The organism is Dyella sp. 2RAB6, assembly GCF_052115385.1.
Classification (GTDB): domain Bacteria; phylum Pseudomonadota; class Gammaproteobacteria; order Xanthomonadales; family Rhodanobacteraceae; genus Dyella_D.
The window spans coordinates 281,382-301,283 of record NZ_JBFRGP010000003.1; the positions used below are offsets into that span (position 1 = coordinate 281,382).

The 19,902-nt window shown below is 68.1% G+C and carries 15 protein-coding genes and 1 tRNA gene; 11 read left to right on the plus strand and 5 right to left on the minus strand.

Annotated features, from left to right (window positions below):
- Position 1: 1 nt before the first annotated feature.
- From AB4083_RS07170 to AB4083_RS07190, 5 genes are all read right to left on the minus strand, one after another.
- Positions 2-1,819, minus strand: coding sequence for an SLC13 family permease (locus AB4083_RS07170; protein WP_441607198.1), 1,818 nt, complete (start codon positions 1,817-1,819; stop codon positions 2-4).
- A gap of 203 nt (positions 1,820-2,022) precedes the next feature.
- The gene (gene trmB, locus AB4083_RS07175) at positions 2,023-2,724 is read right to left on the minus strand and encodes a tRNA (guanosine(46)-N7)-methyltransferase TrmB (protein ID WP_441607081.1); all 702 of its coding nucleotides are present in this window, start codon (positions 2,722-2,724) and stop codon (positions 2,023-2,025) included.
- Positions 2,725-2,726: 2 nt separating this feature from the next.
- Entirely contained in the window at positions 2,727-3,527 is an 801-nt protein-coding gene (locus AB4083_RS07180) for a thiazole synthase (RefSeq protein ID WP_441607082.1), read from the minus strand.
- Positions 3,528-3,561: 34 nt separating this feature from the next.
- Complete coding sequence (gene thiS / locus AB4083_RS07185) at positions 3,562-3,762, minus strand: sulfur carrier protein ThiS (protein ID WP_441607083.1); 201 nt, start codon at positions 3,760-3,762, stop codon at positions 3,562-3,564.
- 72 nt (positions 3,763-3,834) lie between these two features.
- Positions 3,835-6,270, minus strand: coding sequence for a DUF6600 domain-containing protein (locus AB4083_RS07190; RefSeq protein WP_441607084.1), 2,436 nt, complete (start codon positions 6,268-6,270; stop codon positions 3,835-3,837).
- 241 nt (positions 6,271-6,511) lie between these two features.
- On the opposite strand from AB4083_RS07190, the gene AB4083_RS07195 reads away from it, so the two are divergent.
- The 11 genes from AB4083_RS07195 (at position 6,512) to AB4083_RS07245 (ending at position 19,811) form a co-directional block, all read left to right on the plus strand.
- A tRNA-Gly gene (locus tag AB4083_RS07195) sits at positions 6,512-6,585 on the plus strand.
- 49 nt (positions 6,586-6,634) lie between these two features.
- Complete coding sequence (locus tag AB4083_RS07200; RefSeq protein WP_441607085.1) at positions 6,635-7,087, plus strand: ATP-dependent zinc protease family protein; 453 nt, start codon at positions 6,635-6,637, stop codon at positions 7,085-7,087.
- A complete protein-coding gene (rimK, locus tag AB4083_RS07205) occupies positions 7,084-7,974 on the plus strand; it encodes a 30S ribosomal protein S6--L-glutamate ligase (RefSeq protein ID WP_441607086.1) in 891 nt (296 codons plus the stop codon). Before AB4083_RS07200 ends, rimK begins: the two co-directional genes overlap by 4 nt.
- Before the next feature lie 324 nt (positions 7,975-8,298).
- The gene (locus AB4083_RS07210) at positions 8,299-8,985 is read left to right on the plus strand and encodes a response regulator transcription factor (RefSeq protein ID WP_441607087.1); all 687 of its coding nucleotides are present in this window, start codon (positions 8,299-8,301) and stop codon (positions 8,983-8,985) included.
- Positions 8,969-10,252 carry a sensor histidine kinase gene (locus AB4083_RS07215; protein ID WP_441607088.1) on the plus strand — a complete coding sequence of 428 codons (1,284 nt, stop codon included), beginning with the start codon at positions 8,969-8,971 and terminating at the stop codon, positions 10,250-10,252. The genes AB4083_RS07210 and AB4083_RS07215 overlap by 17 nt, the downstream gene beginning before the upstream one ends.
- A gap of 348 nt (positions 10,253-10,600) precedes the next feature.
- Positions 10,601-10,786 (plus strand): hypothetical protein, encoded by a 186-nt coding sequence (locus tag AB4083_RS07220; protein WP_441607089.1) that lies wholly within the window; start codon positions 10,601-10,603, stop codon positions 10,784-10,786.
- Between the two features lie 74 nt (positions 10,787-10,860).
- Entirely contained in the window at positions 10,861-14,886 is a 4,026-nt protein-coding gene (locus AB4083_RS07225) for an amino acid adenylation domain-containing protein (RefSeq protein WP_441607090.1), read from the plus strand.
- Positions 14,883-16,208 carry a glycosyltransferase gene (locus AB4083_RS07230; RefSeq protein WP_441607091.1) on the plus strand — a complete coding sequence of 442 codons (1,326 nt, stop codon included), beginning with the start codon at positions 14,883-14,885 and terminating at the stop codon, positions 16,206-16,208. The genes AB4083_RS07225 and AB4083_RS07230 overlap by 4 nt, the downstream gene beginning before the upstream one ends.
- The gene (locus tag AB4083_RS07235; RefSeq protein ID WP_441607092.1) at positions 16,205-17,539 is read left to right on the plus strand and encodes a condensation domain-containing protein; all 1,335 of its coding nucleotides are present in this window, start codon (positions 16,205-16,207) and stop codon (positions 17,537-17,539) included. The genes AB4083_RS07230 and AB4083_RS07235 overlap by 4 nt, the downstream gene beginning before the upstream one ends.
- Entirely contained in the window at positions 17,536-18,513 is a 978-nt protein-coding gene (locus AB4083_RS07240; protein WP_441607093.1) for a hypothetical protein, read from the plus strand. The genes AB4083_RS07235 and AB4083_RS07240 overlap by 4 nt, the downstream gene beginning before the upstream one ends.
- Positions 18,510-19,811, plus strand: coding sequence for a condensation domain-containing protein (locus tag AB4083_RS07245; RefSeq protein WP_441607094.1), 1,302 nt, complete (start codon positions 18,510-18,512; stop codon positions 19,809-19,811). Before AB4083_RS07240 ends, AB4083_RS07245 begins: the two co-directional genes overlap by 4 nt.
- Positions 19,812-19,902: the final 91 nt, after the last annotated feature.

Consider the following 19,902-nt stretch of genomic DNA (forward strand, 5'->3'; position numbering starts at 1 on the left):
ATCAGCGGAACATCAGGTTGATCGCCACCAGGGTGATCAACAGCACCATCGCGGTCAGCGGCAGGCCCACGCGCAGGAAGTCCTTGCCGCGGTAGCCGCCGGGGCCGGCCACCATCATCAGGGCGGGATGGCCGGAACTGAGCAGGAAGGTGTTGGACGACGACACCGCCACGATCAGCGCATACGCCGAAGGGTTGCCGCCGGTGGCCACCGCCACGCTGATCGCGATCGGCACCATCATCACCGTCGCGCCCACGTTGGACATCACCTGCGAGAACAGCAGGGTGAGGACCGCCAGGCACAGCTGCAGCACGTACGGCGAGGCATTGCCCAGATGCTGCAGCACCTGTTGCGCCAGCCACGCAGCGGTGCCGGTGGCGTCCATCGACCAGCCCAGCGGAATCAGGCAGGCGGTGACGAAGATGGTCTTCCAGTTGATCGCCTTGTAGGCCTCGTCCATGTTCAGCACGCCGGTGAGCAGCATGCCGATGGCGCCGGTCATCATCGCCACCGAGAGGTCCAGGTGGGTGAACAGGGCCAGGCACTTGGCCAGCACGAAGAAGCCCACCGCCTGCCAGATCTTGCCGGGGCGCTGTTCCTCTTTCGGGATGTCGGTGACTACCACCAGGTCCTTGTCCTCGGAGGCGAGCCCCAGGTCGCGCCAGCTGCTGTGCAGTACCAGGGTGTCGCCGGCGCGCAGGCTGACCGCGCGCACGTCGTCGCGGAACACCTGGTCGCCGCGGTTCACCGCCAGCACCGAGATGCCGTAGCGCTTGCGCAGGCGCAGCTCGGCGACACTCTGCTTGATGAAGCGCGAGCTGGGCGGGATCACCGCCTCCGAAATGCCGGCGCGGCTGGAGTTGAACAGTTCGCCGAGCTGGCGCATGCGCGGCGACAGCTTGCACAGCTGGTTGTTGGCGAACTGGCTCAACTGGTCGCGCGGGCCGAGCACACCCAGCACCGAACCCACCCAGATCACATGGTCCACCGGCGGCGCCATGCGCGCCTCGGTGCCGCTCTTGATCGCCAGGATCAGCGGCGCGCCGTACAACTGTTCCACTTCGCCGATGCTCATGCCGACCAGCGGGCTTTCCGCGGTGACGGTGAGCTCGGCGGTCTCGCCGCCGATGCCATAGGTGTCGGCGAAGTAGCTCTCGGTGCGGCCCGGCGTCACCTTCAGGCGCTCGTCCTCGCGCTCGGGCAGCAGCTTGCGCGTGAACAGATAGAAGAACAGCACGCCGAACAGCGCCAGCGCGAGGCCCACCGGAGTCACGCTGAACAAGCCGAACTTCGGAATGGTGTGCGCGCCCGGCGGCAGGTTGGCGTTGGCGCTGGCGATCAGGTCGTTGAGCACGATCAGCGGCGAGTTGGCGATCAGCGTGGTGTTGGTCGCGGTCAGGATGCAGAACGCCATCGGCAGCAGCAGGCGCGACAGCGGCACGCCGGTGCGCGCGGACAGGCGGCTGGTGACCGGGATCATCAGCGCGGCCAGCGCCTGGCTGGGGATCACCGCGCTGAACAGGCTGGTGACCAGGTTGATCACCACGCCCAGGCGCGATTCCACGCCGCGCGCCATGCGCATCACGAAGTTGGCGGTGAGGCCGAGCACGCCGGCGCGGTCGAGCCCTGCGCCCATGATCATGATCGCGATGATCGCGATCACCGCGTTGCCGGCGAAGCCGTTGAATACGCGCTCGGAAGGAATCAGGCCGGTGAGGCCGATCACCACCACCACCAGCAGCGCCACCATGTCGGCGCGGATCCACTCCAGCACCAGCATCAGCATGGTGAAGCCCACCAGCCCGAGCACCAGGACCATTTCGGGGGTGAGCGAGAGTCCCACTAGCTGGCTTCCTGTCGGACCAGAGGACGAGGGTGGATGGCGTTGGGCAGTGCTTGCGTCACGCTGCGAAGACTCGTCCCTGTTTTTGTCAGCTTGCTCTGGTCGGCGAGTATAGGCGGTGCAACTGCTTTACTGGTGAATCGGAGCCGTCCTGGGGCCGGGCATATGTGCCTGGCGCGCTACTTACGGCGATACAGCAGATCCCATACGCCGTGGCCCAGCTTCAGGCCGCGCCGTTCGAAGTGGGTTTCGATGCGCCACGCCGGTTTCTCGGCGTACTGGCCGGGGCCGACGTCGTTGCGCCAGTCCGGGGCCGCTTCCATCACCTCGAGCATGTGCGCGGCGTAGGGCTGCCAGTCGGTGGCCAGGTGCAGCAGGCCGCCGGGTGCCATGCGCGAAGCCAGCAAGGCCACGAAGGACGGCTGCACGATGCGGCGCTTGTTGTGGCGCTTCTTGTGCCAGGGATCGGGGAACCAGATGCGCGCCTCGGCCAGCGTGCCAGGGGCGATCTCGTGTTCCAGCACTTCCACCGCGTCGTGCTTGTACAGCCGCACGTTGGCAGCGTCGCGCGCCGCCAGCGCATTCATCAGCCGGCCCACGCCCGGGCCGTGCACTTCGATGCCGAGGTAGTCGCGCGCCTGATCGTGCTCGCTGGCCCAGGCCAGCGCCTCGCCGTTGCCGAAGCCGATCTCCATCACCAGCGGCGCCTGGCGTCCGAAGCGCGCGGCGTAGTCCTGCGTGGCTTCGGCGTAGTCGATGCCGAAGCGCGTCCAGTGTTCGTCGAAGGCGCGCTGCTGCGCCGGCGTCATGCGGCCCTCGCGCAGCACGAAGCTGCGGATACGGCGCAGGTACGGCGCGCTGTCTTCGCTGTGCGCGCTCATGCTCAGCCGATGGTGCCGTCGAGCGGGCTCGACGCCGAGGCATAGCGCTTGCGCGGGATGCGGCCGGCGCGGAAGGCGGCGCGGCCGGCCTCGATCGCCAGCTTCATCGCATGCGCCATCAGCACCGGGTCCCTGGCGCCGGCGATGGCGGTGTTCATCAGCACGCCGTCGCAGCCCAGCTCCATCGCGATGGCGGCGTCCGAAGCGGTGCCCACGCCGGCGTCGACGATGATCGGCACCTTGGCCTGCTCGATGATCTCCAGCAGGTTGTAGCGGTTCTGGATGCCCAGCCCCGAGCCGATCGGCGCGGCCAGCGGCATCACCGCCACGCAGCCGATCTGTTCCAGGCGCCTGGCCAGGATCGGGTCGTCGCTGGTGTAGACCATCACGTCGAAGCCGTCGGCGACCAGGGTCTCGGCGGCCTTCAAGGTTTCCACCACGTCGGGGAACAGGGTGCGCTCGTCGCCGAGTACTTCCAGCTTCACCAGTTTGTGGCCGTCCAGCAGCTCGCGCGCGAGCCGGCAGGTGCGCACGGCGTCGACCGCGTTGTAGCAGCCGGCGGTGTTGGGCAGCAGGGTGAATTCGCTCGGCGGCAGCGCGTCCAGCAGGTTGGGCTGGCTGGCGTCCTGGCCGATGTTCACGCGGCGGATCGCCAGGGTGACGATGTCCGCGCCGGCGGCCTGGGTGGCGCGGCGGGTCTCGTCGAAATCCTTGTACTTGCCGGTGCCGGTGAGCAGGCGCGAGGCGTAGCTCTTGCCGGCGATGACCAGCGGATCGGCGACGTCGTGGGTCTTGGTGTTCATGGGGTCTCGACTGCGCGGAGGGATGGGCGGGGCATCAGCCGCCGCCGATGGCGTGCACGATCTCCACCTGGTCGTCCTCGGCGAGGACCCAGCGGATGTGCATGCTGCGGGGGACGATTTCGCGATTCACTTCCACCGCCACGCGGCGCTCGCCGTAGCCGGCTTCCTGCAGCAGCTGGGCGACGGTGATGGCGTTGGCGCAGTCGCGTGGGCTGCCATTGAGCATGATCTGCATCGCGCCATTGTAGCCGCTGCGGCGGCCATGCCCAAAAAGAGAGCCCGGCAGGTGCCGGGCTCGTGGGTGGCGCTAGTTCTGGTGTTCGTCCTTGTTGCGCGGCGGCGGCCGGTGCTCGCCGCCATGGTTCTGGCCCTGCGCCGGCTGCGGGCGGGCCTGCTCGCGCGGCTGCGCTTGCGGCTGCGGCGGTGGCGGCGGGTTGGGCCGCTCGAAGGCCGGGCGGGCTTCGCGCAGGCTGGGCTGCGGCATCGGCTCGGCGCGCTGCGGCGGGGCGCGTTCGATGCGCGGCTGCGGCTGCTGTTGCGGCTGCTGCGGTTCGCTGCGTTCCTGACGGAACGAAGGCTGCGGCTGGGCCTGGCGGAAGTCGCGCGGGGCGGTGTTCTCCGGCATGGGCTGCGGGCGTTCGACCCGACGCTCATCCGGGCGATTGGGCTGCTGCTCGAAGCGGGGTTGACGCGCCTCCGGTGCGGCGCCCGGTTCGTCGCGGCGGTTGAAGCGCTGCACGTCGGGCAGGGCGCGCGGCTGCGGGGTGGCTTGCGGCTGCGGCTGCGCCTGGCGGGCGCGGTCCTGCTCGGGATTGGTCACGAAGCTCACGCCGGGGCGCGGGTTGTTGCCATTGGGCATCGGCTGTCCGCCGTCGCGGCGGTTCTGCCAGGCGGCACGGTCGCCCGCGTCGGGGTGGGCGAAACGGGCGGAGGGCAGTTCGTTCGGACGCATGTCCGGGCGTGCATTGGGCACGTTCGCAGCGTTGTCCGGACGGCCGTTGGCCTCGAAGCGGCGTGGCGTGTTGTCGGCAGGCGCGGCCGGGTTGTCCGGGCGGTTGCCGACCGGCGGCAGGCGCGCCGGCACGGTGGCGGCGGTGTCGCGGCCGGGCATCGGACGGTTGACGCCGCTGGGGCCCACCGGGCCGGTGCTGCCGAGCACGCGCACGTTCGACGGCGGCGCGACCGGCATGCCGGGGCGCTGGCCGAAGCGGTTCGGGCGTGCATCGTCCGCCATTGGGCGCGCGGCAGGATTAGCCGGCGGCGCACGGCGCGCGACCACCTCACGTTGGAAACCCGCTTCCGGCAGCGGCCGCGCATTGGCCGCGCGCGGCGGCGCGAAGCTGGCGCGCGTCGGCTGGATCGCCACGCCACGCGCCAGTACCGGCGCCGCGGCGAAGCGGCCGGGATCGGCCTGCACCAGGTTGCGCCGCACGTTCTGCGCGCTGGCGAAGCTGCGGCCCGGCACGGCGCTGAAGGCGTGCGGCACGCCGCGGTTGGCGTAAGCGACGTTCGGCGCCGGGCGCCCGTTGCGGAAATAGTTGTACTGGTTGTTGATGTTGTTGATTACCGTGGTGCGATTGACGTTGTGCACATAGATATTGGTGACGTTGACGTTGGTGTAGTAGTTGCGGCTGGCGCGATACCACGGGTTGTAGACCTCGCGCGGGCCGAGCGGGAACCAGCCCACCGGCGCGCCGCCACCGATGCCGATCGACACATTCCAGTTGCCGCCGCCGACGAAGGCGACCAGCGCCGGCGCATACACCGGGCGCACCGCGACCGGCCCCGGCACCCAGCCCCAGCGACGGCCGACGAAGGCCCAGCGACCGTAGTGGAACGGCGCGAAACCCCACGGCGCATCGTCCACCCAGGTCCAGCCCCACGGTCCGACCCAGGCCCAGTGGCCGTCGCGGTACGGCGCCCAGTCCGCGGCCACCTGCGACGGGTACCACACGGCGCCGTAGTCGGGATCGGTCTGCCAGTCACCGTGATTGTCGAGGTCCTGGTAGCCGACCACGTCGTCCGACACATAGCGCCGGCTTGGCGAATTCGCATAGCGCTGGTCGCGCTGGTAGCACCAGTCGTCGAAGGCGTCGCCGCGGTTGCCGATGTCCTCCAGCGTGACCTGGGTCAGCGCGGCGTCGCCGATGACATAGCGCGTGCCGGCATTGACCATGCGCTGCGCATTGTTCTCGCCGTACAGCGTGGCCTGGCCGCGGAACACGGTGACATCCGTGGTGTGGCCGTCGCGGTCGATATCGACGCGGAAGGTGCCCGGCTGATTGATCACCAGCGCGGCGGTCGGCGTGTCGATCTCGTAGCTCTCGCCCTCGCCGAGGTTGCGCACGGCCAGGTTGAGCGTGCCCTGGGTCAGTTCCACCTGGGCGACCTGGTCGTTGAGGTCGAGCAGGCCGAAGTCGGTGTTCTGCGCGATGCGCAGGCTGCCGCCGCCAAGCTCCAGTTCGGCACGGCCGTCCGCACCGCTGGACAGGCGGTCGCCGCTGGTCAGCGGGCGGTTGAGGCTGGCGTCGCTCCAGTCCTGCGTGCCGGTTGGGAGTAGTCCCAGATCGCCGGACTGATAGGAAAGCCGCGCCACGCGCGAAGGCGGATCGCCGCCGTCGCTGTCCGGCGGCTGCGACTGGGCCTGGACCAGGCCCGCCGCGCACCACAGCGGCGCCAGCAGGAGCAGCGCCAGCGCTGCCCGCGGCCAGCCGCGTGTCATGAAGGAAGAGGGAAGACGCATGACGTTCTCCAGAGCGTTGCGCGTTGATGACGTCCGTAAAAACGCATGAGGATGGCCGGACGCCGACGGCCCGATTATGTGCATGCGGCGATAGGCGCCGCGCGCAAGGAATTCGTTCATCCCGCCGAGCGATTCAGCCGGCCGCCATCTGCGGTTCACCGCGCGTTAGGACGCGGCGGCCGGGCGCCCGCCGCCGGGTTGTTCCCAAGCGCACGGCTCCCGGTTACCATCCGCCGTCGATGCGGGTGTAGCTCAATGGTAGAGCTGTAGCTTCCCAAGCTACTGACGAGGGTTCGATTCCCTTCACCCGCTCCATTCCCGCCCTCGCCCCACCGAGCCCCTCTCCCGAATCAGTGCGCTGAAGATGGCGGATGCGATCACACTCGGCTGGCGGGAGCGACTGGCATTGCCGGACCTCGGCATTCACTCGCTCAAGGCCAAACTCGACACCGGCGCGCGCAGCAGTGCGCTGCACGTCGAGGAACTGGAAACCTTCGAACGCGACGGCGCCACCTGGCTGCGCTTCGTCGTGCGCACCGGCCGCAGCCATCGCGTGGACCAGCTATGCGAGGCGCCGGCACACGACCGCCGCGCGGTCACCGATACCGGCGGCCTGCGCACCGAACGCTGGTTCATCCGCACCGGCCTGGTGCTGGCCGGACGTAGCTTCAGCGTCGACGTCAACCTGACCGATCGACGGCATATGCTGTTCCCCATGTTGCTGGGACGCACGGCGCTGTACGGGCGCTTCGTGGTGGACCCGGCCCTCTCCTACACCCAGCCGCGCTACCCCCTCGCGGCCACGGATGTCCCATGAAGATCGCGATCCTCTCCCGCAATTCCCGCCTGTATTCCACCCAGCGCCTGGTCGAGGTGGCGCGCGCGCGCGGCCACATCGTGCGCGTGCTCGATCCGCTGCGCTGCTATGTGCGCATCGCGCCCGGCGACGTGGCGATCCGCTACAAGGGCAAGCCGCTGAAGGACATCGATGCGGTGATCCCGCGCATCGGCACCACCAGCACCTTCTACGGCACCGCGGTGCTGCGCCAGCTGGAAATGATGGGCGTGTACACGCCTAATCCTTCCGACGCGGTGCTGCGCGCACGCGACAAGCTGCGCGCGCTGCAGATCCTCGCCTCGCAGGGCCTGGACATGCCGGTGACGGTGTTCGGCGACAACCCGGACGACACCTCGGACGTGCTGGCCATGCTGGGCGACCCGCCGCATGTCATCAAGCTCAACGAAGGCAGCCAGGGCACCGGCGTGGTGCTGGCGGAAAAGCGCAGCGCTTCGCAGAGCGTGATCGAGGCATTCCGCGGCCTGTACGCCAACTTCCTGGTGCAGGAATTCATCGGCGAAGCGAACGGCAGCGACCTGCGCTGCTTCGTGGTCGGCGGCAAGGTGGTGGCGGCGATGCAGCGCGACGCCAGCCCCGGCGACTTCCGCGCCAACCTGCATCGCGGCGGCAGCGCGCAGGCGGCGAACCTGAGTGCGGAAGAACGGCAGATCTCGATCCGCGCGGCGAAGGCGCTGGGTCTGGGTATCGCGGGTGTCGACCTGCTGCGTTCCAAGCGCGGTCCGCTGATCCTGGAAGTGAATGCGTCGCCGGGCCTGGAGGGTATCGAGGCGGCGACCGGCGTCGACGTGTCGGCGCACATCATCAAGCATCTCGAGCAGCACCAGCGGAAAGCATCGAGCCGCTGAGCGGCGACACGCTGAACGGTTAACGGTGGCCTCCGTGCCGGTTAACCCCACCGTAACTCCACCGCCCCTATAAAGGTTCCACTGCAATTTGCTTGGCACTTCAACCGCTATGGTCTGGTGACAGCAGATTTCGGTATCGGGGCAGTAGCTTGGGCCCGGATGGAACGGCTTCCCGCCGCGCCTCCGGGCCTTTTCTTTTGGGTCGCCGCCAGGGTCCCGCAAGACATTCAGCCTGCTGCCGGCCTCGCGCCCACCTTCCCCGGCGCAAATTGTTAAGCTTGCTGCCATGGCCGGACCCAAGCCGGCGGCGACACGGAGTGGCGTATGCGCGTACTGGTGATCGAAGACAACAGCGATATCGCAACGAATATCGGCGATTACCTGGAGGATCGCGGCCATGTGGTCGACTTCGCCGGTGACGGCGTAACCGGCCTCCACCTGGCGGTGGTGAACGATTTCGACGTGATCGTGCTGGACCTGACCCTGCCCGGCATGGACGGCCTGGACGTGGCGCGCAAGCTGCGCCACGAAGCGCACAAGCAGACGCCGGTGCTGATGCTGACCGCGCGCGACGCGCTGGAGCAGAAGCTCACCGGTTTCGAGTCCGGCGCCGACGACTACATGACCAAGCCGTTCGCGCTGCAGGAACTGGCCGCCCGCCTGGAAGTGCTGGCGCGCCGCGGCAAGGGCCCGCAGAGTCGCGTGTTGAAAGTGGCCGACCTCACCTACAACCTGGACACGCTCACCGTCACCCGCGACAGCAAGTCGATCCAGCTCAACCCGATCGGCCTGAAGCTGCTGCAGGCGCTGATGGAAGCCAGCCCCTCGGTGGTGACGCGGCAGGATCTCGAACAGCGCGTGTGGGGCGAGGAACTGCCCGACAGCGACAGCCTGCGCGTGCATATCCACGGCCTGCGCGCGGCGATCGACAAACCTTTTGAAAAGCCGCTGATCCACACGCGGCACGGTATCGGATATCGCATGGTCGACCCGGATGCGGTCCAGACGTAAGCTTCGTTTTCGCCTGGTCCTGAGCTTTGCGCTGTTCGGGTTCGGCCTCAGCGCCCTGTTTGCCTTCGCCGCGCTCAATATCCGCGAGCGCGTCGAGAACCAGCTCATCACCGCCGCCCTGCAGGACGAGGTCGACCGCCTCAACGAACAAGTCCTGGCCCATCCGGACCGGGCGCCGGCGTTCGAGATCATCAAGGCGGCTTCCTGGAGCGACCGGACCATCTACAAGGCGCCACTGTCGTGGCAGGGCCTGGATACCGGCGTGCACGACATGTTCGAGACCGGGCCGGACGGCAAGCCGCGCCACTACAAGCTGGCCGTGCGCCGCAAGAATGGCGTGCTCAGCTTCATCCAGTACGACGTCTCGCGCGACGAACTGGGCAAGCGCCAGCTGCTGACGGCGGTGCTCGGGGCGGTGTTCCTGTTCGGCCTGATCTCGCTGGCCCTGGGGCTGTGGTTGTCGCGCAAAGTGCTCAAGCCGGTGAGCGAGCTGGCCCAGCAGCTGCGCGAGTTCCGCAAGAACGGCAAGGCCGAGGCGCTGGCGCCGCATTTCGCCGACGACGAAGTGGGCGAGCTGGCGCTGGCCCTGGACGAATACGCCAACCGCCTGACCTCGATGGTCGAGCGCGACCGCGAGTTCAATTCCGACGTCAGCCACGAACTACGTACGCCGCTGGCGGTGATCGCCAGCACCACCGAATTGCTGCAGGGCTCGCCAGATCTCACCGACAAGCTGCGCGAACGCTTGAAGCGCATCGAGCGCGCCTCGCGCCAGGCCACCGAACTGATCGAAGCGCTGCTGCTGCTGTCGCGCGCCGAGCGCCGCGGCCCCACCCGTGGCGAGACCACCGAGGTGGCCAAGGTGGCTGCCGACGTGATCGAAAGCCAGCGCCCGCAGATGCGCGACAAGCCGCTCAGCGTGGAGCTGGTGGTGACCGGGTCGCTGAGCATCAACGCACCGGCTTCGGTGCTGTCGGTAGCGCTGACCAACCTGATCGGCAATGCGATCAAGTACACGCTGGAAGGCCAGGTCACGGTGAAGGTCGACCAGAACCGCATCGAAGTGATCGACACCGGCCCCGGTATCCGGCCGGAAGATGCGGAGCGCCTGTTCCAGCGCGGCGTGCGCGGCGAAGGCGCGGGCGGCAGCGGCGCAGGGCTGGGCCTGGCCATCGTGCGGCGCCTGTGCGAGCTGTATGGCTGGGATGTGTCGATGCGTCCGCGCCCCGATACCAACGGCGCCATTGCTTGCATAGTATTTCAATGAAAAGGCGCGCGGACGCCATTATCAAGTCATGTCGGTCCGCTATTTCACATTAGTGAATTGACGGGCATTTCATGATTCGATTGTTAATGCGCCTGGATAATCGGCGCATTGACGCGGCTTTCATGCTGTTGAAAATCGCGTGTATTGCGTCGATTTGCCGTTGACGTTTTCTTCGCTATTAATTTCTCATTTTCCGGCAAAACTTTGCTGCGCTGCACAAGCTGTGATGCAAAGCACATTTCCCCCGATGGACAAGCTCCCGTTCAGGCATGGACACTCCAAGTCGGAAACGGGATAGGGGAATAGTCTTAGCGTATTTTCCGTACGCCATGCGGAATTCCCCATTCCGTGGCCAAGCGTCATCCAACAGATCCGTTACGGCTGATGCCGGTAGCTGAAGAGCCGGTGCCGGTAGTCGTCTGCGTCATAAAAATCGATGGCACGCGACATTTTGAAACATGGCCCGATTGGGCCGTGGCGGTCCTTTTCGGTCGCGATGATCCGATATTTCAAATGCATTACCTGGGCGAATAACGCCGGTTAATGCGTGCCTGCTGTTTGTGCTGCAACGGGTGCGTGCGGCCATGCCGGCCGCCAGGGGAACAACGATGAGTGACGTACGCGACGACGTGCTGCTGCCTTTGACCACGGCCCAGCGCGGCCTGTGGATGAACCACAAGATCGGCGGCGATGGCGCGATCATGAATATCGCCGAGGCCGTGGATATCCGCGGCCCGGTCCAGCCGCCGCTGTTCCGCCAGGCGCTGTACCGCCTCGTCTACGAAGCGCAGATGATGCGCGCCAACGTGATTGAGCGCGACGGCAAGCCGCTGCTGCTGATCCGCCAGGTCTACGGCGGCCAGTTCCCGTACTTCGACATGAGCGCCGAAGCCGATCCGCGCGCGGCGGCCGAGGCGTGGATGCACGAGGAGTACTCGCGCAACCCGGAGCTGGAACACGACCCGCTGTGGGTGAGCGTGCTGTTCAAGCTCGCCGACGATCACTACCTCTGGTATCAGCGCGGCCATCACATCGTGGTGGACGGCTACGGCGGAGGCTTGCTCGCGCGCCGGCTGGCCGAGCTGTATACGGCGCTGGTGAGCGGGCACGAACCGCCGCCGTGTGAGTTCACGCCGGCAGCCACCGCGTCCGAGCAGGAAACCGCGTACCGCGAGTCGGACCGCTTCCGCCGCGACCGCGAGTATTGGAAAGCCCTGCTCGCCGACCTGCCCGACGCGGTCAGCCTGTCGCGGCGCCAGCATCGTCCCGGGCTGGCCGGAAGCCTGTGCCGCAGCACCGGCTATTTATCCGCCGGCACCTCGCGCCGGCTGGCCGAGCTGGGCAAGCGCATGGGCGCCAGCCTGCCGCAGGTGCTGATCGGCCTGGTAGCGGCGTATTACCACCGCGTCACCGGCGCCGAGGATCTGGTCTTCGGCATGCCGGTGTCGGCGCGCATGAATGCGGCCGCGCGCCTGTCGCCGGGCATGTTCGCCAACGTAGTGCCGATCCGCCTGCGGTTCGCGGCGGATCTGACCGCCAGCGGATTGTTCGAGCAAGTGTCGCGCGCGGTGCGGCAGACGCTGCGCCACCAGCAATACCGCTACGAAGACCTGCGCCGCGACCTCGGCATGGCCGGGCAGGGCCGCAGCGTGGCGTGGCTGGGCATCAATATCGAACCGTTCGACTATCAGCTCGACTTCGCCGGCGCCGGCACCTCGCTGCACAACCTGTCGAACAGCTCGGCGGAAGACCTGATGGTCTTCGTCTACGACCGCGGCACCGATGCCGACCTGCGTTTCGACCTGGACGCCAACCCGCTGCTGTACGACATGGACGAGCTGGACGAGCACCGCCGCCGCCTGTGCCTGCTGATCGAAGGCGTGCTGGCCGAACCGGAAGCGCGCCTGCAGGACATCGACCTGCTCGGCACCGAAGAACGCCATCGCCTGCTGGTGGCGTGGAACGACACGGCCGCGCCGGTCGAGCCGCGCAACCTGCCGGCGCAGCTCGCGCAGCAGGCTGTGCTGACGCCGGACGCGCCGGCCGTGATCTCCGGCGAGACCGTGCTGAGCTATCGCGAACTGCACCGGCGCAGCGTGGCGCAGGCACGGCAGCTCATCGCCGATGGCGTCGCGCCCGGCGATATCGTGGCCGTGGCGCTGCCGCGCAACGAGCAACTGCTGATCGTGCTGCTGGCGATCATGCGCACCGGCGCCACCTACCTGCCGATCGATCCGGACGGCCCGGCCGATCGCACCGCGCTGCTGCTGGACGATGCCGCGCCGATCGCGCTGATCGCCACCCGCGCGATCCACGATCGCCTGCCCATCGGCGGCGGCATGCAGCTGCTGCCGGAGCAGTTCGACGCGCCGGCCCTGGCCTCGACGCAGGAGCCGGATCTGAGCCGCGCGGACAGCGTCGCCTACGTGCTCTATACCTCCGGTTCCACCGGTCGCCCCAAGGGCGTGGAAGTCACCCACGCCAATCTCGCCAACTTCCTGCAAGGCATGGCGCGCCTGCTCGAACCCGCGCCCGGCCATCGCTTCCTGGCGGTCACCACGGTGATCTTCGACATCGCAGGCCTGGAGCTGTATCTGCCGCTGACCGCCGGCGCCTGCGTGATGATGGCAGGCAGCGGCGCTGCGCAGCAGCCGATGGAACTGGCGCGGCTGATCCGCCATAGCGGCGTGACCCATGTGCAGGCGACGCCATCGCTGTGGCGCATCCTGCTGGCCGGCGCGGACACGCGGCTGGACGAGGTGCACGCGCTGGTCGGCGGCGAAGCGCTGGGCGCGGAACTCGCCGCGCGGCTCAAAGCGGCGGCGGCGCGGGTGACCCAGTTCTACGGCCCCACCGAAACCACGGTGTGGTCGACCGCGTACGAGCTGGAGGAAATCGGTTCCGGCATTCCGCCGATCGGCCGTCCCATCCTCAACACGCGCCTGTACGTGCTCGATGCCGCGCGGCGGCCGGTGGTGACGGGGGCGACCGGCGAGCTGTATATCGGCGGCGCCGGCGTGGCCAAGGGCTATCTGCATCGCCCGCAGCTCACCGAGGAACGCTTTCCGGCTGACCCATTCGCCGCCGACGGCAGCCGCATGTACGCCACCGGCGACCTGGTGCGCTGGGGCGACGACGGCCTGCTCGAATTCATCGGGCGTGCCGACAGCCAGGTGAAGATCCGCGGCCATCGCATCGAACTGGGCGAGATCGAAAACCTGCTGACCCAGCACGCCGACATCGCCGCCGCGGCAGTGACCACCGTGCGCGATGCGAACGGCAGCCTGGCCGTGGCGGCGTACGTGGTGCCGCGCGGGGCCTCCGCGCTCGATCCCGATCAACTGCGCGTGTTTCTCGCCCGCCGTTTGCCGGAGCCCGCGCTGCCGTCCAGCTTCACCGTGCTCGACGCGCTGCCGCTGACCCCCAACGGCAAGCTCGACCGCCGCGCGCTGCCGGCGCCGGACCGCGTCGCGCGTGTCGCGTTCGTGGAGCCGGCCACGCCGGTGGAGCGCAAGCTGGCCGAGCTGTGGCAGCGCCTGCTCGGGATCGAGCGCGTCGGTCTGCACGACAACTTCTTCGAGCTGGGCGGCGACTCGCTGACCGCGGCGGAGATGGCGGTGGGCTTCCCGGCGGAGTTCGGCGTGGAGCTGCCGCTGGGCAGCCTGTTCGAGGCGCCTACGGTGGCCAACCTGGCGGCCTTCGTCGACCGCCTCGGCGGCGAGCGCGACGACCCGCTGGGCGAGGTAGTGGTGCTGCGCGCGCCGCCGCGGCTGCGCGAAGTCGGCAAGGCGCCGGCGCGGCCGCTGTTCTGCATCCACCCGATGATGGGCTTGAGCCTGGGCTTTTCCGCGCTGCTGCGGCATCTGGATCCGGCGGTGCCGGTGTACGGCCTGCAGTCGCGTGGCCTGCGCGGCGACCTGCGCCTGCCCGGCAGCATCGAGGAAGTGGCGACCGACTACCTGGCGCAGATCCGCCGCATCCAGCCGGAAGGGCCGTATCGGCTGGTCGGGCGTTCGATGGGCGGCCTGATCGCCCACGCCATCGCCGAGCAACTGCTCGCGATGGGCGAGCGGGTGGAACTGCTGGCGATGATCGACAGCTACCTGTTCACCGCCGGCGAGCGCTCGCGGCCGCGCGAGGAAGCGAAGGAAGTGCGTGCCGCGCTGAGCTTCCTCGGGCTGCATCAGCATGCCGGCGAGGACGCGCCGCAGACGCTGAAGGAACTGGCCTCGCTGCTGCTGCACAGCTACAACGCGCGCTCGATTCCGCTGGTGCAGGAGATGGTCAAGAGCCATCCGCAATTCATCGAGCACCTGTTCGCGGTGATGCGCAACAACCTGGAACTGGCGCGGCAATACACGCCGCGCCGGATCAACCTGGACCTGCTGTTCTTCCACGCCACCGAGCGCGAGGGCGACCTGGATGGCATCCTCGACCACCGCCCCTCGGCATGGCGGCCGTTCATCGGCTGGCGCATCGAGTTGCAGGAACTGGCCTGCCACCACGAGGCGGTGCTCGATCCGGCGCCGGCCGAGAAGATCGGCACGGTACTGCGCCATCGTTTGTTCGACCTTCCGGACGAGCGCGCCGGCACCACGCCGCGGACGCCGCAGGCGGGGCTGGCCGCGGCATGAGTGCGCAGAAGCCGATCGTCATCTTCACCATCGGCACGCAGGGCGACGTGCGGCCCTGCGTGGCGCTGGGGCAGGGGCTGCGCCGCGCGGGTTATCCGGTGCGCATCGCCACCAGCGGCAATTTCGCGCCGCTGGTGCGCGAGGCGGGCCTGGAGTTCTTTCCGCTCACCGCCGATTTCCAGGCCATGCTCGAAGCCGACCGCAGCATCGCCGAGCAGGGACTGAACCTGCGCGCGATGGCGCGCATCTTTCGCCAGCGCTATGCACTGTGGGCCGAGCATTGGGCGGAAGAAGGCATGGCCGCGAGCGAGGGTGCCGGTCTGCTGATCGGCGTCAGCAACAGCACCCTGCTGGCCAAGGCGGTGGCGGAGCGGCGTGGCGTGCCGTTCGCGATCGCCCGCCTGCAGCCGCTGACGCCGTCGCGGCTGCTGCCGCCGATGGTGTTGAGCGGTTCGCGCGAGCGCCTGCCGGGTGCGCTCAGCCTCGCCGCGCATCATCTGCTGTGGCTGCTGGTGTGGCATGTGATGCGTCCGGCGATCAACGACATCGTGCGGCCGCGGCTGGGTCTGCCGCGCTATCCGTGGCATGGCCCGTATCTGGGCCGCCATGCGCTGGATGAAAAGGTGATCAACGGCTTCAGCCGCCACGTGCTGCCGCGGCCGGCGGACTGGCCGGACAGCTCGCAGATCACCGGCTACTGGTTTTTCGATCCGCCGGACTGGACCCCGCCGACCGAACTCGCCGACTTCCTCGCGGCCGGACCCAAGCCGGTCTATATCGGTTTCGGCAGCATGGTCAGCCATCGCGCCGCCGAGTTCACCCGCAGCGTGCTGGATGGCGTGCGCAAGAGTGGCCGGCGCGCGGTGCTGGCCGCCGGCTGGGGCGGACTGGAGATCGCGGAGGGTGCGCTCGACGACCAGATCTACGGCCTGCGCCAGGCGCCGCACGACTGGCTGTTCCCGCGCATGGCCGGCGCCGTGCATCACGGCGGCGCCGGCACCACCGCGGCGGCGGCGCGCGCAGGCATTCCTTCGACGATCGTGCCGTTCTACGGCGACCAGCCGTTCTGGGCGCGCTGCCTGCAGCGCCGCGGCGTGGCGCCGCCGGCGCTGGATCGTCGCACCTTGAACGCGGATGCTCTGGCGGCAGCGCTGCTGGCGATGCAGGCCCCGGACATGTTGCGCGCAGCGGAAGCGCTCGGTCAGGCCATCCGTGCCGAAGATGGTGTCGGCGAAGCGCTGCGGCATCTGCGGCGCTGGGCCCTGCTCGGCGAGCCGGACGCGCAGGACGCGGTGCGTGAACCGCAGCGGAGCATGGCATGAGCGCGCGCCGTCCATTCGCGTTGTACGAGCGCGGCATGTACCTCGATGGCCAGCGCGCGGTTGCATTCGTACTGCCGGCGACCGTGTCCGGCACGCTGGACGAGCAGCGCCTGCGCCTGGCGCTTGATCGCGTGCAGGCCAGGCATGCGGTGCTGCAGGCGCTGGTCGAGCACGACGCTGCCGGACATCCGTGGTTCGTGCAGCAGGAGACGCCGCCGCCGCTCGCCCTGCGCATCGTCGAGCGGCAAGGCGACGACGATTGGCAGGAGCTGGCGCGGCTCGAATGCGAGCGCCTGTTCGATGGCGCGCGTGAACCATTGGTGCGGCTGGTGTGGCTGCGCGGCGATGGGCGCGGCGATCTGCTGCTGAGCTGCCATCACTGCATCTGCGATGGCCTTTCCGCCGTGAGCCTGCTGCGCGACATCCTGAGCGTGTGCGGCCGGCCTGATGCCAGGCTCGGGCCGCGCTTCGAGCTGCACAGTGGTGTTGAGGTGGTACCGCCCGAAGTACTGCGCAACCGCTGGTTGCAGCGGCGGGCGCGCCTGAAAGCCGCCTTGTTCAAGGGTTTTATCCGCCTGCAGCGCATCGGTGCGCCGGTGCGCTACGGCGCGGTCTACACCCAGCGCTGGTCGATCGAGCCGGCAGCGGTGCAGGCCCTGGTCCGGCGCGCCAAGGACGAAGGTGTCGGCGTGTTTGCCGCGCTGTGCACCGCCTTCATGCTGGCCTGCTGGTCGGTGCGCGGCGTGCGTGGGGTGGACAAGTTCGTCGCGCCGGTGGATGCGCGCCGCTATCTGCCGGCCTTGCAAGGCGGCGCCTTATTCACCATGGCGCCGACGGTGCGGCTGAGTTTCGGCGGCCGCAAGTCGCGCGATGCCGATTTCTGGGTGCTGGCGCGTGCACTGCATGAGGATATGCGCCGCCAGGTCGATCGGCTTGGGGCCACGCTCTATGAGCAGCTGCTCGGTCTGGAGCGGCTGCATCCATGGTTCGAGCGCATGCTGGCGTGGTCGCGCGCGCAGCGCAGTGGACGCGGGGTGTCGCTGTCCTATCTGGGGCGCCTGGATGCCTCGGTGCGCGAGGAAGGCGGCTTCCGCCTCGAAGCGATCCACGCGCCGTCCGCGCTGCTGGAGCCCACACCGGCCAGCCTGATCACCATCGTCGGTTTCGCCGAGCGGCTGGATCTGGCCTTGATCTCGGACGAAAGCTCGCTGCCCGGCGCGCAGGCCGCGCAGATCCGCCAGCTGGCGATGGAGCTGCTGCGGGCCGCCACGGCCTTGCCGGCGCCGGCCGCCAGCGGCGTTCCTCATTCCGTACCGGTGGAAAGCCTATGAAAAGCTATGGCGTGATCTTCGTGCTGTACCACCCCAATGAAGCCTTTCTGCGCAATCTGGAGAAGGCCGCGGCGGCGGGGAAGAACGTGGTGGCCATCGACAACTCGCCGTGGCCGGATCCGGCGCTGTACGAGTTGCTGCAGCGGCAGGGCAGCACGGTGCTGCACAACGCCAACCGAGGCGGCCTGGCCGGCGCGTACAACCGCGGTGCGGAACTGCTGCTCGAGCGTGGCTGCGAAGTGATCTTTCTGCTCGATCAGGATTCGGATATCGGCGCGGATTTCTTCGACGCGATGATGCGCGCCTGCGAGCAGGAGCAGGGCGGTGCCTTCATCCTTGGCCCGAAGATCTACGAGATCCATCTGGAAAAGTTCATGGTGGTGATGCCGCCAGGACGGCGCTGGCCCAAGCCGCAGAAGATGCACGAGCCGACCGCGGGATTGTTCGACACCTTGTTCGTGATTTCTTCGGGTTCGGCCATCTCGGCGCAGGCGTATCGGCGCCTCGGTGCGTTCCGCGAAGACTTCTTTATCGAGTACATCGATATCGAGTACGGCCTGCGTGCCAACGCGCAGGGCATTCCGGTGCGCATGAATGCGGCGGTGACGATGCGCCAGACCACTGGCCAGATCGAACGCCATGGCCGCCTGTTCACCACCCATCATGCGGCGTGGCGGCGCTACTACGGTGCGCGCAACGGCGTGTTCACCCTGCGGCTGTATCGCAAGCAGTGGGCGCTGCATTGGCTGGGCGGCTTGCTGGCCTTGCATCAGGCCTTCAACGTGCTGCTGTTCGAGCCGCAGAAGCTGCGCAAGGTGCTGGCGGTGGCGTGCGGCTATATCGATGGCCGGCTTGGGCGGTTGGGTACGTTCGAAAGCCTGCATCCGCGCATCGCCGCGTTCTGCAAGCAGGACCGGATGCGCGGTGGTGCGCCAGCTGGTGCTTCCGTGGTGGCTACGGAGCGAGCGCCATGATGCGCAAGCTCACTACGATCGAACGCTTGATCGACAGCAACCTCACTTCCCGCCTCAGCATCGACGGCACGCTTTCGATCGATGGCCTGCGCGCGGCCATCGACCGCGTGCAGCGCAAGCATCCGGCGCTGCGTATGCTGCTGCGCCGGGAAAGCGATGGCTGGTACTACGCGCTGGATGCCGCAGGGCCGGTGTCTTTGCGCGTGGCGATCTGCACCTCGGCGCAAGTGCTTGCCAGTGAAATCGCACGCGAAGAGACTGCGCCGTTCGCCGACGACGAGCCGCTGTTGAGGCTGGCCTGGCTGCGCACCGACGGTGGTGGCGTGTTGTTGCTGACGGCCGCACACCGCATCTGCGACGGCATCGGCATGCTGACCTTGGCCAGAGAGCTGTTGGCCGCGCTGCATAGAGAGACTCCGCTGCTGCCGTATGCGCCGATCGATCCGTTGGACATGGTGGCAGCCGCCGATCGTCCACTGGAGCGCAAGCATCGCCTGCTGGCCGCCGCGATCAATGGCTTGATCCGCCTGCTTCCTTCGTCACGCCGGCCGCTGCAGCGCGATCTGATACGGCGGGAATGGCAGCTGGATGCGGGCCTGACCGAGGTGCTCAGGCAGCGCTGCAGGATGGAGCAGGTATCGATGCATGCGGTTCTGCTGGCGAGTCTCGATCTGGCCTTGTGCTCGGCGCTCGGCAAGCGGGCGCCCGCGCGCATCGATAGTCCCGTCAACACTTGGCGCGGCCGGCTGTCCCGTCTGAAGGCCGACATGCTGTTCTTCGGAGGGGGCAGCTTCAAGATCGCGGTGGGTCGTGAGCGCGGCGCCGACCTGTGGGAGCGTGCCCGGCACATCTACCTGGAGATGGGCCCGAAGATCGAGCAGGAGTTGCGGGACATTCCTGGCAAGTACCGATTCTGCGAGATGCTTGAGGTGCCTTCGGAGGGCAAGCTGCGCTCCCTGGCGCGGATCGCCGATGTATGGGGCCGCAACGGTAACTGGAACCAATTCCCCCTCTCCAACCTGGGGGTCGTCGAGTTGCTGGACGCGGATGCGCCGTTTCGGCTGCAGGATTTCAGTCTGTCCCTGCATTCCTTCAGCATGCGCTCGCTCGGTATGTTCGCGTTCACCGTGCATGGGCGGTTGCGCTTCGTATTCATGGGCGAGGAGCAGTGCATGGGCGCGGCGCAGGTGGATGCGCTGGAGCGGGCATTCTTGGGGGTGTTGCGTGAGCAGGCTGCGCCGCGCAGGCGTGAGGCCGAGCCGGACTCTGTCATTCCGGCGCAGGCCGGAATCCAGTAACGACTACGCATGGACGTGCGAAAGCTCTGATGCAGTGCTTTCGCGACAACCGATCGATATCGCCACTGGATTCCGGCCTGCGCCGGAATGA

Coding starts and splice junctions, on each gene's coding strand:
- AB4083_RS07170 (WP_441607198.1), bottom strand. CDS start 1,819: ATGGTCCTGGTGCTCGGGCTGGTGGGCTTCACCATGCTGATGCTGGTG.
- trmB (WP_441607081.1), bottom strand. CDS start 2,724: ATGAGCGCGCACAGCGAAGACAGCGCGCCGTACCTGCGCCGTATCCGC.
- AB4083_RS07180 (WP_441607082.1), bottom strand. CDS start 3,527: ATGAACACCAAGACCCACGACGTCGCCGATCCGCTGGTCATCGCCGGC.
- thiS (WP_441607083.1), bottom strand. CDS start 3,762: ATGCAGATCATGCTCAATGGCAGCCCACGCGACTGCGCCAACGCCATC.
- AB4083_RS07190 (WP_441607084.1), bottom strand. CDS start 6,270: ATGCGTCTTCCCTCTTCCTTCATGACACGCGGCTGGCCGCGGGCAGCG.
- AB4083_RS07200 (WP_441607085.1), top strand. CDS start 6,635: ATGGCGGATGCGATCACACTCGGCTGGCGGGAGCGACTGGCATTGCCG.
- rimK (WP_441607086.1), top strand. CDS start 7,084: ATGAAGATCGCGATCCTCTCCCGCAATTCCCGCCTGTATTCCACCCAG.
- AB4083_RS07210 (WP_441607087.1), top strand. CDS start 8,299: ATGCGCGTACTGGTGATCGAAGACAACAGCGATATCGCAACGAATATC.
- AB4083_RS07215 (WP_441607088.1), top strand. CDS start 8,969: ATGCGGTCCAGACGTAAGCTTCGTTTTCGCCTGGTCCTGAGCTTTGCG.
- AB4083_RS07225 (WP_441607090.1), top strand. CDS start 10,861: ATGAGTGACGTACGCGACGACGTGCTGCTGCCTTTGACCACGGCCCAG.
- AB4083_RS07230 (WP_441607091.1), top strand. CDS start 14,883: ATGAGTGCGCAGAAGCCGATCGTCATCTTCACCATCGGCACGCAGGGC.
- AB4083_RS07235 (WP_441607092.1), top strand. CDS start 16,205: ATGAGCGCGCGCCGTCCATTCGCGTTGTACGAGCGCGGCATGTACCTC.
- AB4083_RS07240 (WP_441607093.1), top strand. CDS start 17,536: ATGAAAAGCTATGGCGTGATCTTCGTGCTGTACCACCCCAATGAAGCC.
- AB4083_RS07245 (WP_441607094.1), top strand. CDS start 18,510: ATGATGCGCAAGCTCACTACGATCGAACGCTTGATCGACAGCAACCTC.